14 protein-coding genes and 1 tRNA gene are annotated in these 15,041 nt (G+C 60.9%); 8 read left to right on the forward strand and 7 right to left on the reverse strand.

What is annotated here, in order from left to right; translation table 11 throughout:
- Positions 1 to 14 precede the first annotated feature (14 nt).
- Complete coding sequence (locus PVW27_RS04650) at positions 15 to 524, reverse strand: DUF721 domain-containing protein (RefSeq protein ID WP_274555556.1); 510 nt, start codon at positions 522 to 524, stop codon at positions 15 to 17.
- A gap of 82 nt (positions 525 to 606) precedes the next feature.
- On the opposite strand from PVW27_RS04650, the gene mutY reads away from it, so the two are divergent.
- Together mutY and PVW27_RS04660 are read left to right on the forward strand one after the other, a co-directional pair.
- On the forward strand, positions 607 to 1,695 hold the full coding sequence (mutY, locus tag PVW27_RS04655; protein ID WP_274555558.1) for an A/G-specific adenine glycosylase: 1,089 nt from the start codon (positions 607 to 609) through the stop codon (positions 1,693 to 1,695).
- Positions 1,696 to 1,722: 27 nt separating this feature from the next.
- On the forward strand, positions 1,723 to 2,865 hold the full coding sequence (locus tag PVW27_RS04660; protein WP_274555560.1) for an alkane 1-monooxygenase: 1,143 nt from the start codon (positions 1,723 to 1,725) through the stop codon (positions 2,863 to 2,865).
- Between the two features lie 113 nt (positions 2,866 to 2,978).
- Here the strand turns inward: PVW27_RS04660 and PVW27_RS04665 are convergent, their stop codons facing one another.
- From PVW27_RS04665 to PVW27_RS04675, 3 genes are all read right to left on the reverse strand, one after another.
- Positions 2,979 to 4,094 carry a site-specific DNA-methyltransferase gene (locus PVW27_RS04665; protein WP_274555561.1) on the reverse strand — a complete coding sequence of 372 codons (1,116 nt, stop codon included), beginning with the start codon at positions 4,092 to 4,094 and terminating at the stop codon, positions 2,979 to 2,981.
- 88 nt (positions 4,095 to 4,182) lie between these two features.
- Positions 4,183 to 4,815 carry a ribonuclease HII gene (locus tag PVW27_RS04670; RefSeq protein WP_274555563.1) on the reverse strand — a complete coding sequence of 211 codons (633 nt, stop codon included), beginning with the start codon at positions 4,813 to 4,815 and terminating at the stop codon, positions 4,183 to 4,185.
- A gap of 105 nt (positions 4,816 to 4,920) precedes the next feature.
- The gene (locus PVW27_RS04675; RefSeq protein ID WP_274555565.1) at positions 4,921 to 5,448 is read right to left on the reverse strand and encodes a hypothetical protein; all 528 of its coding nucleotides are present in this window, start codon (positions 5,446 to 5,448) and stop codon (positions 4,921 to 4,923) included.
- A gap of 189 nt (positions 5,449 to 5,637) precedes the next feature.
- Between PVW27_RS04675 and PVW27_RS04680 the strand changes: the two genes are divergently transcribed.
- Together PVW27_RS04680 and PVW27_RS04685 are read left to right on the forward strand one after the other, a co-directional pair.
- Positions 5,638 to 5,928, forward strand: coding sequence for a hypothetical protein (locus tag PVW27_RS04680; protein WP_274555567.1), 291 nt, complete (start codon positions 5,638 to 5,640; stop codon positions 5,926 to 5,928).
- Positions 5,900 to 6,604, forward strand: a complete 705-nt coding sequence (locus tag PVW27_RS04685) for a winged helix-turn-helix domain-containing protein (RefSeq protein ID WP_274555568.1) — start codon at positions 5,900 to 5,902, stop codon at positions 6,602 to 6,604. The genes PVW27_RS04680 and PVW27_RS04685 overlap by 29 nt, the downstream gene beginning before the upstream one ends.
- A 60-nt stretch (positions 6,605 to 6,664) precedes the next feature.
- Here PVW27_RS04685 and PVW27_RS04690 read toward each other — a convergent pair whose 3' ends face one another.
- Both PVW27_RS04690 and PVW27_RS04695 read right to left on the reverse strand, forming a co-directional pair.
- On the reverse strand, positions 6,665 to 7,870 hold the full coding sequence (locus PVW27_RS04690) for a winged helix-turn-helix domain-containing protein (protein WP_274555570.1): 1,206 nt from the start codon (positions 7,868 to 7,870) through the stop codon (positions 6,665 to 6,667).
- A 3-nt stretch (positions 7,871 to 7,873) separates the two neighbouring features.
- Positions 7,874 to 8,893 (reverse strand): LacI family DNA-binding transcriptional regulator, encoded by a 1,020-nt coding sequence (locus PVW27_RS04695; protein WP_274555572.1) that lies wholly within the window; start codon positions 8,891 to 8,893, stop codon positions 7,874 to 7,876.
- 91 nt (positions 8,894 to 8,984) lie between these two features.
- On the opposite strand from PVW27_RS04695, the gene PVW27_RS04700 reads away from it, so the two are divergent.
- Positions 8,985 to 9,061, forward strand: a tRNA-Arg gene (locus tag PVW27_RS04700).
- A gap of 423 nt (positions 9,062 to 9,484) precedes the next feature.
- Here the strand turns inward: PVW27_RS04700 and PVW27_RS04705 are convergent.
- On the reverse strand, positions 9,485 to 10,282 hold the full coding sequence (locus tag PVW27_RS04705) for a glycosyltransferase (RefSeq protein WP_274555574.1): 798 nt from the start codon (positions 10,280 to 10,282) through the stop codon (positions 9,485 to 9,487).
- Positions 10,283 to 10,502: 220 nt separating this feature from the next.
- On the opposite strand from PVW27_RS04705, the gene PVW27_RS04710 reads away from it, so the two are divergent.
- The 3 genes from PVW27_RS04710 to PVW27_RS04720 all read left to right on the forward strand — a co-directional run bounded on the left by PVW27_RS04710 (position 10,503) and on the right by PVW27_RS04720 (position 15,041).
- Positions 10,503 to 11,810 (forward strand): sulfatase-like hydrolase/transferase, encoded by a 1,308-nt coding sequence (locus PVW27_RS04710; RefSeq protein WP_274555575.1) that lies wholly within the window; start codon positions 10,503 to 10,505, stop codon positions 11,808 to 11,810.
- 142 nt (positions 11,811 to 11,952) lie between these two features.
- The gene (locus PVW27_RS04715; RefSeq protein ID WP_274555576.1) at positions 11,953 to 12,678 is read left to right on the forward strand and encodes an ABC transporter ATP-binding protein; all 726 of its coding nucleotides are present in this window, start codon (positions 11,953 to 11,955) and stop codon (positions 12,676 to 12,678) included.
- Positions 12,678 to 15,041, forward strand: coding sequence for an ABC transporter permease (locus PVW27_RS04720; protein WP_274555577.1), 2,364 nt, complete (start codon positions 12,678 to 12,680; stop codon positions 15,039 to 15,041). The genes PVW27_RS04715 and PVW27_RS04720 overlap by 1 nt, the downstream gene beginning before the upstream one ends.

The following is a 15,041-nucleotide window of genomic DNA, read 5'->3' on the forward strand; positions in this document are numbered from 1 at the left end:
GCGGCCGGGCAAACCTAATGTTTCGACTTGGATAGAACGTTCCGGGCCAGTGATTCAATCGCTGCCCGCAGTTTTTCGTCACCCACCCCTTCGGCCACGGCTGCGGCGCTGCGGGTGATCACAGGATCAGAGGCGGGGTCGTGGCGTGGTTTCGGCGCATGGCTGAAATCGGCCTGACCATCGGCAAAGCCGGTGGGCGCGGTCTGGGTGATGCGGATGCGCGCAATGGCGTTGTAGCCGTAGACGGCATTCACCTTCTCGCGCAGGCGTTCCTTCTGCATTTCCAGCATCGGCGCCTGCGCGCCGGTGGTCAGCACGGACAGCGTGGCCCCCATGCCCTGCCGCCCATAAGAGACGTCGATGGGCCGCGCGATGCGGGCGATATCCTCGCCCACGATTTCGGGCCAATGGGTCAGAAGGCGCGTGACAGCGAAACCGCGCGATTCCCCGGCACGCCGGATCTGGCCCTGAAGCAGGGTTGCCGCGCGGGTGAACTGATATGCTGTCGGTCGCCGGGCGGCCATGTCTTGCATCCTTGAAGCTTGCCCTATTCTAGTAGGCATATGGCCCGATGCCAGCCAATAAGCGGATCAAGGGGGATAAAGATTGCGTGACGCGACTCAGCCGGATGCAACGGACGGACACCTGCCGGCCAGCCTGCTGGATTGGTATGATCGCCATGCCCGCGCCCTGCCGTGGCGTGTACCACCCGAAGACAGCCGTGCCGGTGTCCGCCCCGATCCCTATCGCATCTGGTTGTCCGAGGTGATGTTGCAGCAAACCACCGTCGCGGCGGTGAAGGCCTATTTCCACCGTTTCACCACACGCTGGCCGACAGTCGCCGATCTGGCGGCAGCCGACGATGGCGAGGTCATGGGAGAATGGGCGGGGCTTGGGTATTATGCCCGCGCCCGCAACCTTCTGAAATGCGCGCGCGCGGTTGTCGCGGATCATGGCGGCCAGTTTCCTGCCACACGCGATGGGTTGCTGACCCTGCCGGGCATCGGGCCCTATACGGCTTCTGCCATTGCGTCGATTGCCTTTGGGCGGGCGGAAACCGTGGTCGATGGCAATGTGGAACGCGTCATGGCACGACTGCATGACATCCACACGCCCTTGCCCGCCGCGAAGCCCGCATTGACCGCCGCCGCCGCTGCGTTGACCCCGGCGGCGCGACCGGGCGATTACGCGCAGGCGGTGATGGACCTTGGCGCCACGATCTGCACCCCGCGCAATCCGGCCTGCGGGATATGCCCATGGCGTGGTCCCTGCCGCGCGCGGGCCGCAGGCACCGCCGCAGACCTGCCGCGCAAGACACCGAAAAAGACGCAACCTGTGCGGCGCGGCATCGCTTATGTCGCGCGGCGGACCGATGGGGCGTGGCTGCTGGAGCGCCGCCCGGATCGGGGGCTTCTTGGGGGGATGCTGGGTTGGCCCGGTAGCGACTGGATCGAAGGGACGCCCTCTGCGATTCCGCCGATGGTGGCGGACTGGACCACGCTTGATGCCGAGGCGCGGCATACCTTCACTCATTTCCATCTGCTGCTGGAGATCAGGATCGCGACCGTCGGGACAGGCAGTGACCCTGAAACCGGTGAATTCCTTGATCCTGCCGCCTTTCGGCCTTCCGATCTACCGACGGTCATGCGAAAGGTCTTTGACCTTGCACGACCCGCCTTCGACGCTGTTATGTAACCCGTGAATGTTTTGACAGAGCCGCCCATGTCCCAGTTCATCCCCGCCGATCATGTCACCCGCATCAGCCGCGCGCTGCCCTTCTGGTTGTCGCTGGGATTGATTCCGGTCGCATGGCTGGGCGCGGTGCAGGGTGGCTGGACGGTTATCCTGCTGCCAATCCTGACATGGTATTTCTTCACGCTGCTGGATGCTGTGCTGGGGTTGAACACCGAGAACGCCGACCCGGCGACCGAAGAGAGCAGGCTGACTTGGTATCGCGCCATCACGCTGATCTGGGCACCGGTGCAGTTTGTCACGCTGTTCGGCCTGATCTGGTACGTGAGCCATACCGGGCATCTGTCCAGTCTGGAAAAGATTGTGCTGTTCTTTGGCGTGGGGGTCATTACCGGCACGATCGGCATCAATTACAGCCACGAGCTGATGCACCAGAAGAACAACACCGAACGCAGGCTGGCCGATCTGCTGCTGGCGATGGTGATGTATTCGCATTTCCGGTCCGAACATCTGCTGGTGCATCACCGTCATGTCGGCACCCCGCGCGATCCGGTCACGGCGCGCTATAACGAGGGGTTCCATCGGTTTTTCCCGCGCGTGCTACGGCAATCGCTTGTCTCGGCCTTCGTGGCGGAAAGGGACATGCTGGCGCGGCGGAATCTGCCGTGGACGCATCTGTCCAACCCGTTTTTCCGCTATTGGGCGTTGCAGGGCGCAATGCTGCTTTTGGCTTTTGTTCTGGGCGGGTGGGCCGGGCTGGCGCTGTTCCTGTGGCAGGCATGGATCGCGATCTGGCAGCTTGAATTGGTGAACTACATCGAACATTACGGATTGACCCGGAAGCATCTGGGCGATGGCAAGTATGAGCATGTCAAACCGCAGCATTCCTGGAATGCCGCGCAGAAGGCGTCCAACTGGTTGTTGATCAATCTGCAACGCCATTCGGATCATCATTACAAACCCGACAGGCGATTTCCCCTGCTGCAAAACTATACGGATGCAGAGGCGCCGCAGCTTCCTTATGGCTATCCCCTGATGACGATGGCGGCGATGATGCCGCCGGTCTGGCGGCGCGTGATGAACCCGCGCGTGCAGCGTTGGCGCGAGATGTATTACCCCGAGGTCACCGACTGGAAACCCTATAACAAGGCGCTGAACCCACCGCCGCGATGACGGCAGAAGGGTCGGCGTGAAAGGCAAAAAAGCTCCGCCGAAATATGGCGGAGCAGTGTGGTGTTCATGATGTCAGGCCATGAACACCGGCGGTGTTCGGGTAAGCCTTTGGATCAACTGGGGCCGTTTTCCATCTCGGCGCGGATCTGCTGGCGCAGAAGGTCGATCGGGATGGTCTGACCATCGCGACGGAAGCACCAATAGGTCCAGCCATTGCAGCTGGGTGCGCCTTCCAGATGGGCGCCGACCTGATGGATCGAGCCTTTGATATCGTCCCCGATCAGCGTGCCATCGGCACGAACCTTGACCTTGAAGCGGCCATTCATGGACCACAACTCTTCGCCCGGTCGCAGCATGCCGCGCTCGACCAGCTGGCCAAAGGGGATGCGCGGTTCGGCGCGTTTCGAGGTCGAGACCTGCAATGCCTCGCGGTCGAACTTGCGGGTGTTCGACAGGCGCTTTTCGGCGACGCGGCGATACGCCTCTTCGCGTTCGATCCCGATATACTCGCGGCCCAGCATCTTGGCGACAGCCCCGGTCGTGCCTGTGCCGAAGAACGGGTCCAGCACCACATCGCCCGGATTGGTCGAACCGACGATCACGCGGTGCAACAGGCTTTCGGGTTTCTGCGTCGGATGGGCCTTGTCGCCGTTGTCGTCCTTGAGCCGCTCATGCCCGGTGCAGATCGGCAGGACCCAGTCGCTGCGCATCTGCACGCCGTCATTGAGAGATTTCAGCGCCTCGTAATTGAAGGTGTATTTTGCACCTTCCGACTTGCTGGCCCAGATCATCGTCTCATGCGCGTTGGTAAATCGCTTGCCGCGGAAATTGGGCATCGGGTTCGACTTGCGCCAGACCACATCGTTCAGCAACCAGAACCCGGCGTTCTGCATCGCGGCCCCGACGCGGAAGATGTTGTGATAGGACCCGATCACCCAGATCGCGCCATTCGGCTTGAGCAGGCGACGCGCCACTGTCAGCCAGTCGCGGGTGAACTTGTCATAAGCAGCAAAGCTGTCGAACTGGTCCCAGTGATCGTCCACCGCATCAACCAGCGAGTTGTCAGGCCGATGCAGGTCGCCCTTGAGTTGCAGGTTATAGGGGGGATCCGCGAAGATCAGATCCACCGAGCCTTCGGGAAGGCTGTTCATCACCTCGATGCAATCACCGCCAAGGATCGTGTTAAGGGGCAGCGTGGCTGCACCCTTCGCGTCTGTTTTTATCGTCATTCTCTGCCTCTGCCCCGGCGCTTTTTGCGCTCTGTGGTTGAGGTCAAAGATGAGTCAAAGGCGATTCGCGGTCAATTTCTTTTTTGAATCAGTCACTTATATTTTTATGTTGATACAAGATATTGTGCACGGGTTTGAACGAACGCCTATGGTGAGGGGTCAGCCCAAGATCTTGCAACGCCAACCTGTGACTTTTTGATGGATAGCCCGCGTTCGTCTCCCAGCCATAGCCGGGGAACTGTTGCGCCAAATCCCACATGATCTTGTCGCGGGTGATTTTCGCCACGATCGACGCGGCGGCAATCGACAGGCTGCGCGCGTCGCCCTTGACGATGGCTGTCGCGGGCAACTGCAGACCGCGCGGGATCAGGTTACCGTCGATCAGCACATGATCGGGCTGGCGGGGCAGACCGGCGACGGCACGTTCCATGGCCAGATGGCTGGCGCGCAGGATGTTCAGGCTGTCGATTTCCTCGACGCTGGCATGTGCGACCGAGACCGCAGCGCTGTCAATGATCGCCTGCAACAGCCCTTCGCGTCGCTTGGGGCTGAGTGCCTTTGAGTCGTTCAGCCCTTCGGGCAGGCGCGCGGGATCAAGCACGACCGCTGCCGCCGTGACCGGCCCCGCCAGCGGGCCGCGACCGACCTCATCCACGCCTGCGATGCAGGACAGGTCTTGCGCCAGCAGCGCGGCTTCGAAACTGAAATCAGGCATGGTCATGACCAGCCAGAAACCGCAGATCGCCTCTGTTGGCAATGGAAAAGGGGGCCGCTTGCGCTGCCCCCTGTCCGGTGCCGGGAGCGTTGCCCGGACCCTCTGCTCGCCTCAGTAGCGGGCGATGCTGTAGCCTGCGCGGGACAGGCAATTGGCGTCATAGGCGCTGCGCCAGCCCCGGTTCGACCGGATGTCCACTGCGCAGGACTGCGGCAGGTTGCGGGCGCCACGGAAGTTGTTTTCAAGGCAGCGCTGGCCAAGGATGTTGACCGCACGCCCACGCCTGTCCTCGACCGTTTGCAGGCAGGCTGCCGGCAGCGCCCTGCGCGCCACACGGTCAGGCAGGGGGCGCGGTTTCACGAAATGCTGGCCGCCATAGCCATACTGTTGCTCACCATAGCCATATTGCGGAACATTGCGCTGAGGAGCCAGGATCTGACCCAGTGTGTTCCGACTGGAATAGGTCTCTGTATTGCGGTCGCGCTGCTTGTTGAGCTGATTGGCGATGATCGCCACGGCCGCGATGCCGGCGGCGGCTCCGGCCAGATCGCGGATATCCGTGGCCTGCGCCGGGGCTGCGTTGAGGCCGGTGACAATGACGGCGGCCGTCAGAATTGAAGCGATGAATTTCCGGGCCATGCTGTTTCCTTTCCGGATGTGACATGTGGTTGAACGGGACTAAGGCATCCACCCGTCGGCGGGTGGTCTGCCCAAGACTGTCGGCACCAATGCGAGACAGGCAATATCGCCGCCCGGTTATCCGATAACAGAGGGGCCAAACCCCCATGGATATTGAATAGCTCTGCAGGGCGGCGCATTCTTGCCGACATGAAACACATGCGCCCCTTGCTGGTGACAGCCATGCTTCTCTGCCTTGCCTCGACGGCAAGCGCTGCCGAGTGTTTTGCCGACTACAAGGCAAAGCGCGACAATCCGCTGCGGTTGCACTATGGTGTGGTGCAGGTCGCCGGTCCCTGCAATGCTGCCGACGCGCGCGCCGAGATCGCGGCGCGCCTGGAACGGAATGGCTGGACCCTTCTGAACGTTGTATCCCTGTTCGACAGATCCGGGCTTGAGGAAAGACAGCGCAGTGCAGGACAATATTTCCTCCGCTTCTGAGGCGCGGCGCGCGGGCAACCGGATCGTCACGCTGGGGCTGGCCGGGATCGTTGCGATCCTTGCGGTCACGGCCGTGTTGTTGTTCCGGAACCTTCCAGATGCCAATGCCTTCAACATGAAGGTTGAGCGGTTGTTCGTAGAGAATGACGACCTGACCACAGAGGCCGAGATCAAGCTGCTTGAGATACTGGCGCAGAGCGGGACCGCCTTTTCGGAAACGCTCGCCTCATACCGTGTTGCGATTTTCGTGCTGCTGGTCTTTGCCAGTGCGCTTTTGGTGGCGGCGCTGCTGCTACTGGCCATGCTGGTGGGTCTGAACCGCCGCATGGCGCAGATCGAGAGTTCGGGAATACAGGTCTCGTCCTTGCTGATCAGCCGCGAAGAGAACACCGTCTATCTGAACAACATGGGCTTCAAACTGACGGATGCCGCGATGGAAACCCTCTCGGTTCTGGCCGAGGCGCGGCTTGATGACGATGTGCTGTCGGGCGCCGAGATCGAGGCGATCGTGTCGGGCCGCAGTGCCGCCGACTGTGACGAGGCGGCGGGCGCCACCCGGATCAAGCGTCTGCGTGACACGCTGGGCAACCAGATGGTGAGCGAGCTTCTGGTCAAGAACATCGCGCGGCGCGGCTATATGCTGGCGGTGGACAAGGACGTGATCAAGGTGCTGTGATCGGCCCTGCTTCTCCTTGCCATAAATATCCAAAAGCTGACACCGCCACATCGCAGGGCGTCAGATCGCATCGCGCCGCCACCCGGGCAACCACTCGACCCGGTCGCATCCGGCGAAACGGGCGATGCGCTGCAGTTCCGCCTCAAGCCGGGCCTGACGGCCCTTGCCCCATCCCACCCCTGCTTCGGGCCACAGGGCCGTGACGCGCAGAACACCCTCGTTGCGATGGGCCTTCATGTCGATCCGTCCCACCAGACGCGCGCCCTCCAGCAAAGGAAAGACATAGTATCCGAACTGTCGCTTTGCGGCCGGGGTGAACACTTCGATCCGGTAGCGAAAGCCGAACAGTCGCTCGGCCCGGTTACGATCCCTGATCGCGGGGTCGAAGGGGCTGAGGACACGCAGTCGCCCGGTCGGCTCGGGCGCGGCGGTCGCGGCCTCAAGCACATCGGGCCGGGCAAAGGCGTGGCGATGGCTATCATCCGCGCCCTGGACCGCCACTTCGACCAGACGACCCGCGCGCGCCTCGTCATGGCACCAAGCGCGCGCTTCGGCGGGGGTGATCGTCGCCCAGAAGGCGGCCAATTCGCCCGGTGTGGCAAAGCCCAGCCGGTCAAGGGCTGCCGTGCAGCACCAATCGACGGTCTGGGCCGGATCAGGCTGCATCGCCCGCTGGGCATCGGGGATCACACGCTCGGCCAGATCGTAGAATTTCTGAAACCCTTCCCGTTTGGTCACCGCCAGATCCCCGCAGCGCCAGAGGTACTCGAGCGCGGTCTTGTCCGGGTGCCAATCCCACCAACCGCCCGCCTTGCGCGGCGTATCCCCGCGCAGGTCGGCGGAACAGACCGGGCCATGGCGCGCGATGTGATCGCGCACCGCCGTGGTCCGCTGCAGAAAATCATGCCGCTGCCAGCGTTGCCACGGCCCGCGCAGGTTCTGCGCATCGCGGGCGAAGCGCAGTTTCCAATGCGGATAGAAGTCCATCGGGATCACGGCGGCATCATGGGTCCAATGCTCGAAGAGTGCCCGTTTGCGTTCCAGCAGATGATCCAGATTGGCAGGCCGGTAGGAGGGGCGCCGTGCGAACAGGATCATGTGATGCGCCCGTTCGACCGTGGCGATACTGTCCAGTTGCACGAATCCCAGCCGGGTGATCAGTGCGGCAAGCCCCTCGCTGCCGGGGGCAGAGGCGGTGCCACTCAGGGCATGGCGCTCAAGAAAAACACGGCGCGCCAATGCGTTGGACAGAAGGGGAACGCTCATCCGTCAGGGTTGGCGCAGGGTGTCGCCATGGCTGATCTGGGGCTTCAGCACCACGGAGGTCTCAACCATCTCACCGCGCGTGCGTGCGACGATGATCTCGGCCGCACGGCGACCGATCTCGGCCCGGCAGGCATCCATCGTGGCCAGTCGGCGCGGCAAGCCCTGCAAAAGCTCGACCCCGTTGAACCCGGCCAGACCGATGCGGTTGGGGATGTCGTAGCCCTGCTCCAGCAGCCACAAAAGGCCACCTGCCCCGATCATATCATTGGAATAATACAGGAAATCCAGATCAGGGCTGCGCGCCATCATGGCCTGAGTCATCTCGCGTCCCTTGGCGAGGGCCGAGCCGCCGGAATAGAATTCATGATCCGCCATCTCGACTCCGCCCTTGGCCAAAGCCTGGGTGAAGCCTTCAAAGCGCTTGCGTGCGCGGTGATCCAGCGGCATCTGCGTGCCCAGAAAGCCGATCCGGCGATAGCCGCCGGCGAGGATCGCCTCGCCCATCTCGCGCCCGGCGCGACGGTGCGAGATGCCGACCATCGCATCGACCGGCGTGCCGTCGGTATCCATGATCTCGACCACCGGAATACCCGAGGCGCGCAGCATCGCACGCGAGGCGTCGGAATGTTCCAACCCCGCGATGATCACACCCGAGGGCCGCCACGACAGCATCTCGTAGAGGACTTTCTCCTCTTTCTCGGGCAGGTAATCGGTGACACCCACGACGGGTTGCAAGTCAGTATCTTCCAGCACGCGGCTGATCCCGGTCATGACCTCGGGAAAGACCATGTTCGACAGCGAGGGGATGATCACCGCGACCAGATTGACCCGCTGGCTGGCCAGCGCACCGGCAATCTTGTTGGGCACATAGCCCAGCGCCTTGGCCGCGCGAAGCACTCTGTCTCTCGTCGCATCCGAGACATCGCCACGGTTGCGCAGCACCCGGCTGACGGTCATTTCAGAGACGCCCGACGCCTCGGAAACATCGCGAAGGGTCAACGGGCGGTGGTCTGTGCGGCTCAAGTGAGAGGTTCCTGAAGGGTCTGTTCTCACAACCTTGCGCCAAGCGCCGGACTTGTTCAAGCACGCAAGCCGGAGTAAGACGCTTTTGCGTGACCTCGTGGCTCAACTGGATAGAGCAGCCCCCTCCTAAGGGGCAGGTTGCAGGTTCAAGTCCTGCCGGGGTCACCAAAAAGCCCGATAGAGTATGACGTTTTTTTGGGGCTTGCGAAAGCGGCCGCGGGAACGTCCGTTCGTCTTTCCGCAAGTTGAAGGCTTCAGACGGATTTATGGACTAACCTGTGCAGATTGAGCGGCGGCAGAAAGTTCTGAGTGGCCTACCCAAAGGATCACCGGCGCCGGAAAGTTGTGCATGTCGAAGGATCGCAGACGTCGTGACAGAGGGCAAGGTCTCCGACCGCAGCCAAGCGCTGTTCACGTTGCTTCACCGACAATTCGTTCTCTGCACTTTCAGACTTGGCATTAAGGCGCAAAGTCAAAAAGTCATTCAGCTTGCAGAAATAACTTATCTTCACCTTCTGTTTCGAAAGAAAAGATCAGTTCAGGCACAAACAAAGGATGTTTCATGGAACTGGCAAACCGCGCCCTTCAGCTTTATTGACACTCCCGCACCGTCCACTCGGTGACAAGATCTTTTAGCAGCGGAAAATACTTTACAACCTCGTCTGGTGAAACCGGATCTTCCTGATAGCGTCCGCGGCTGTCATTATCGTCGTGCAGTGCCCGAATATAGTAAGGCGTTCTTGAATAAATCACGCGTGTTGGACGTTCTCTTGGCACATTGTTATGCGAAATGTCGAACAAATTGTATCGAGAGTTTGATGGGGCAACGATAGCCAAACCAAGGTTAATCGCAGGTTTGCTCAGGCGGTGCATTTCCAGAGTGCCACCCCGAAAAATTGCCGTAAGACCGTTGGCAAATGAAATGCAACCGAACTTTTCGCCGCGTGATCTGAGATTTACAACCGCCTCCGCCTCTGCCTTGAGCCTTTCGTTGAAATCAATTGCCAAGGCGTCGTCATCATCCAGAACGACCTGTGTGCACCAAGGCTCGGCGCTGTGATGCCCCCAGAGATAGGTCCGAAAGTGCACGCGCGCAGGGGCGTCAGATGATCCGAAAACAATGTGGGCGCGCTCCCCCAGAACATCCTTGCATGCCTCGGTCAGGCGGCGTGCAAACGGGGCAGGCATATCCTCGGACGCGAGAACATTCAGAACAAAGTCCGGATCGCTCTGATCGGCCAGTGACCGGAGTGTGACTTTCTCAAAGAAATAGGAGCGTCGCTCCAACCTGGCTGCGTCAAACAAAAGATCTTTCTCTTTACTTGCCGTCGACCGCCAGCCAGGAGATGGATGAAAGAAAGAATACCGGGTCTGATAGATTGTCTGCATTACATACGGCCTCAGAACTTCCTGACTGTCGGGAGTTTTACAACGCTTTCAGCGGGTTCGTAGGGCGTTCCAACCATTTGGTCACTACTGTTGCACAAAAGCTATGAGGCGTCTCTTCGGCATTGATCCTGGGCGTGGCGTCGTCTTGCGCACTCTTCCCTTCTGGGTGTAAAAATCGAGCCCTGAACAGCGTAGTTATTGCAGCCTTTTTGGAAAACCCATGCAAAATCATAAAAAGAACATAGTTTTAATCAGTTTGGATGATGCATTTTCCTTTTGGCACTACAAGGAATTGTTCGGCATCCGCTTGCAGACACCAAATCTGGATAGAATTTGTGCAGTCTCTACCGCTTTCCATGCCGCGTATTGCCAATCTCCGTTGTGCGGTCCGTCGCGGGCCAGTTTCATGTCTGGCAAGCCCCCGCCCCAGACTGGCGTGTATGGCAATCGGACCAAAGCTTTTGAGATTCTGGAACCCCGCAGCATGTGGCAGTGCCGCCTCAAGGATGACGGATACTTCTGTTCATCGGGCGGGAAGGTGCATCACGGATTTAAGCCCCTGCCAAAGGAAGTCCATGACATTCTATACTCTGACCAACCCAAACGATTTCCCATTGATTTGAAATTGCGCCAAGAGATCGCTCAGTCCAGCAATGGAGGGAATGGCGGCGGGACCTACAACACTGACCCGAAGGACGACGTCAGCTACTATGACGCGCACAGTTCAAAGTCGTTTTCCGATTTCATTCAAAACTACGACCGCGACGAGCCATTCTATCGTGAGGTTGGATTCTTTAGTCCCCATAGTCCATTCATCACTCCGCAGCGATTCAAGCAAATGTATAATTTTACGGATTTTCATTACCCGCCTGCGTGGGAAAACGAATTTCAGCGTAGCGACACTGCCCAAAAGACTGTCAGCAAGAACTTCAAGACCGGAAACAGGCGCAACTGGCGCAAAAGCGTTCGCAACTATTTCTCGGCGTTCAGCCATGGGGACTACCACCTGGGCACTGTCTGGGATGCACTTATGGCCTCCCCGCATGCCGACAACACAGTTGTTATTGTGCTGACCGACCACGGTCACCATCTGGGCGAGAACGGGCGGTTTGGCAAATCGACGCTCTATGAACAGTGCGCGCTTGTCCCGCTGATCATATACGATCCCGAGAACCCCGAGCCCCGGGTTGTGCATCAGCCCGTCGCACTTTTGGATGTTGGCCCAACCGTTCTGGATTACGCGGGTCTACCGCCGCAGCCGGATCTTCTCGGCCGGTCGTTGCGACCCGTCATAAACGGAAAGGACGCCGATCATAACCGTGCTGTCGGCACCTTCAATACGCATGGCTCTTCCATCCGCAAGGGCAAGTACCGTTTTGTCCGTTACAATGACGGCACGACAGAATTGTACAATCTTGACGACGATTGGTGGCAACAGGAAAACCTTGGTCCCGCGCATCCTGAATTTGCGGGCATGGAACAGGCCCATGCCGAACTCTGCCGCTCACACGGGCTTGAACTGAGTTAGCCATAGGGTTCATCGGTCTCTGCCTGACGGCTTGATTTCGGATTCAAGTCCTGCCGGCGTTGCCAGAGCGAACCCGATCGTTGCAGGTTGGACCTTGCGACAGATCAAACTGTCTTGCTGGTGTTCATGCTAATCTTAGCGGATGACACCGGCCCCAACAGCGCGACTGCCGATCCTGACGACAGAGGAGGTGACCAAGGTCTACCGCACGGGGGCTTTGGCCGTCCATGCTCTGGCCGGGGTGTCGCTGACGCTCTATCAGTCGGAAATCGTGGTTCTCTTGGGGGCGTCGGGCTCGGGAAAATCCACGCTGCTGAACATTCTTGGCGGGCTGGATCAGCCCACGTCGGGGCGCGTGATGTTCCGCGATCAGGATCTGACGGCACTCGGGGATGCGGGTTTGACGGCCTTTCGTCGCGCCCATGTAGGCTTTGTCTTTCAGTTCTACAATCTGGTGCCCAGCCTGACCGCGCGCGAGAATGTGGCGCTGGTGACGGAAATTGCGGATCACCCCATGCGGCCCGAAGAAGCGTTGGAGCGTGTGGGGCTGGCGGCGCGACTGGATCATTTCCCGTCCGAGCTGTCAGGTGGCGAACAGCAGCGGGTCGCCATCGCCCGTGCCATCGCCAAACGGCCCGAGATCCTGCTGTGTGACGAACCCACTGGCGCTCTGGACAGCAAGACAGGTGTGACCGTGCTTGAGGCCTTGGTCGAGGTGAACCGCGATCTGGGCACAACGACGGCGCTGATCACCCATAATGCCGAGATCCGCCGCATTGCGCATCGCGTGATCTATATGGCCGATGGCCGGATTGCGCGGGTCGAGGAGAACACTTCCCCGATGGCACCGGCCGAGGTCAGTTGGTGATGCGGGCGCTGGATCGCAAGGTGCTGCGTGACCTGCGCACGATCTGGGCCCAAGCGCTTGCCATTGCGCTGGTGCTGGCCTGTGGGGTGATGGTGTTGGTCCTGTCCACCGGCACGCAACGTTCCCTCACCGAAACGCGCGACGCCTATTACGAGCGGCATCGCTTTGCGGATGTCTTTGCCAGTGCCACGCGCGCTCCGCTGGGTTTGCTGCCCCGGATCGCCGCGATTGACGGGGTGGCGCAGGTCGAGGCGCGGATCGTCTTTACCGCCATGCTGGATCTGGAAGGCATGGCAGAACCGGCTTCGGCCCGCGTGATCTCGTTGCCGGCCTTGGGTGAGCCGGCGCTGAACTTGCCGCTGTTGCGCTCGGGACGGCTGCCAGATCCTTTGCAACCCGACGAGGTGGCACTGTCCGAGCCTTTCGCGCAGGCCAACGGTTTGCAGCCCGGTGACAGGTTTCGCGCGGTGCTGAACGGGCGGTTGCGAACGCTGGTGGTGACTGGGCATCTGCTGACGCCCGAGTATATCTACACGATCGGCCCCGGCGCGATGATGCCGGATGACACTCACTTCGGACTGATCTGGATGCGGGAGCCGGCGGCGGCGGCGGCCTCTGACCTGGACGGCGCGTTCAATGATCTGACACTGAGCCTGTCGCGCGGAGCGCATACCGAGTCGGTGATCGCGGAACTGGACAGGATACTGGCCCCCTATGGCGGGACCGGGGCCCATGGTCGCGACCGGCAGATGTCGCATGTCTTCATCGAAGGTGAGTTGACCCAGTTGGGGGCGATGGCACGGGTGCTGCCGCCGGTGTTTCTGATCGTGTCGGCTTTTCTGGTGAATATGGTGCTGGGTCGCCTGATCGCGCTGGAGCGGCAACAGATCGGCCTGTTCAAGGCCATCGGCTATGCCACGGCAGAGATCGTGTTGCATTACCTGAAGATGACCATCGGGATCGGCGTGCTGGGCGTGCTGATCGGTTGGGGCATGGGGTGGTGGCTGGGGCATGCAATGACGACGCTTTATACCGAGTATTTCCGTTTCCCGTGGCTGGACTATCGTCCCGGTGCCGCGCCTTTGGTTGTCTCGGGCTTGCTGGCTTTGGCGGCGGTTGTGATCGGTGCTGTGCGTGCCGTGGCAGCGGCTGTGCGTCTTGCACCGGCAGTGGCGATGTCACCCCCTGCGCCGCCTGTGTTCCGGCGCGGTTGGGTGGGCGATCTGGGGGCGGCTCTTGCTCTGCGCCAGACGACGATGATGATCCTGCGGTCGCTGAGCCGTTGGCCGGGTCGCGCGGCGGTGACCCTGTTCGGGGTGGCGGGGTCGGTCGCGGTGCTGGTCGCATCCTTCGTGACCTTCGACATCATCGACGTGGTGATGGAGGATATCTTCGACAAGGCGAACCGGCAGGATGCAACGCTTCTGCTGCACCGCGCGGTGGGTGAGCGGGCAGAGCTGGACGCCCTGTCCCTGCCCGGCGTTTTGCTGGCAGAGGGAGTCTATGCCGTCCCGATCCGCCTTGGCCATGGTTCCAGATCCAAGCTGGTGAGCCTGATGGCCCGAGACCCCGCAGCGCGGCTGACCCGTGTTCTGGATGATGACGGCAGACCGATCCCCTTGCCAGACAGTGGCGTGACGCTGCCCGAGGCTCTGGCCGATGGTCTGGGCCTGCGCCTTGGCGACAGGGTGCGGATCGAACTGCTGGCACCGCCGCGCGCACCGTGGGACGTGACTGTGACGGGCATCATCCGGCAAAGCATGGGGCAGGATGTGCAGATGAACCGCAGCGCGCTTTTTGCGCTGATGAATGAGGCACCTCAGGTGAACATGCTGAATCTGGCGATCGACATGGCGTCCCTGTCCGCTCTGCAGGCGCAGATCAAAGAGACCCCCGCAGCCGCTGGTTTTACCCTGTGGGCGGACGTGCGCGGTGCGATGGAGGCGACGATGAACGAAAGCCTGATCACCATGACGCTGATCTTTTCGGCCTTGGGCATGCTGATCACCATTGGCGTGGTGTATAATGCAGCGCGCATCCAATTGGCGGAGCGCGCGCATGAACTGGCGAGTTTGCGTGTGCTGGGCTTTCGTCGTGCAGAGGTTGGCTATGTTCTGGTGGCCGAACAGATGCTGCTGACGGTTGTCGCGGTTCCGGTCGGATGGGTGGCGGGATACGGGTTCGCCCGGTTGATGACGCAAGGTTTCTCGACCGACATCATCAGCCTGCCGTTGGTGATCTCTCAGGCGACCTATGCGCAATCGGCGCTGACCGTGCTGGCAGCCGCGCTTGCCTCGGTCCTGTTGGTGCGGCGCAGGCTGGACCGGATCGACATCGTCACCGCGTTGAAGCAGAAGGAATGA

Origin of the sequence: Seohaeicola sp. 4SK31 (assembly GCF_028802875.1) — a bacterium.
Taxonomy (GTDB): domain Bacteria; phylum Pseudomonadota; class Alphaproteobacteria; order Rhodobacterales; family Rhodobacteraceae; genus Seohaeicola.

Coding starts and splice junctions, on each gene's coding strand:
- PVW27_RS04650 (WP_274555556.1), bottom strand. CDS start 524: ATGGCCGCCCGGCGACCGACAGCATATCAGTTCACCCGCGCGGCAACC.
- PVW27_RS04660 (WP_274555560.1), top strand. CDS start 1,723: ATGTCCCAGTTCATCCCCGCCGATCATGTCACCCGCATCAGCCGCGCG.
- PVW27_RS04665 (WP_274555561.1), bottom strand. CDS start 4,094: ATGACGATAAAAACAGACGCGAAGGGTGCAGCCACGCTGCCCCTTAAC.
- PVW27_RS04670 (WP_274555563.1), bottom strand. CDS start 4,815: ATGACCATGCCTGATTTCAGTTTCGAAGCCGCGCTGCTGGCGCAAGAC.
- PVW27_RS04675 (WP_274555565.1), bottom strand. CDS start 5,448: ATGGCCCGGAAATTCATCGCTTCAATTCTGACGGCCGCCGTCATTGTC.
- PVW27_RS04680 (WP_274555567.1), top strand. CDS start 5,638: ATGAAACACATGCGCCCCTTGCTGGTGACAGCCATGCTTCTCTGCCTT.
- PVW27_RS04690 (WP_274555570.1), bottom strand. CDS start 7,870: ATGAGCGTTCCCCTTCTGTCCAACGCATTGGCGCGCCGTGTTTTTCTT.
- PVW27_RS04705 (WP_274555574.1), bottom strand. CDS start 10,282: ATGCAGACAATCTATCAGACCCGGTATTCTTTCTTTCATCCATCTCCT.
- PVW27_RS04710 (WP_274555575.1), top strand. CDS start 10,503: ATGCAAAATCATAAAAAGAACATAGTTTTAATCAGTTTGGATGATGCA.
- PVW27_RS04715 (WP_274555576.1), top strand. CDS start 11,953: ATGACACCGGCCCCAACAGCGCGACTGCCGATCCTGACGACAGAGGAG.
- PVW27_RS04720 (WP_274555577.1), top strand. CDS start 12,678: ATGCGGGCGCTGGATCGCAAGGTGCTGCGTGACCTGCGCACGATCTGG.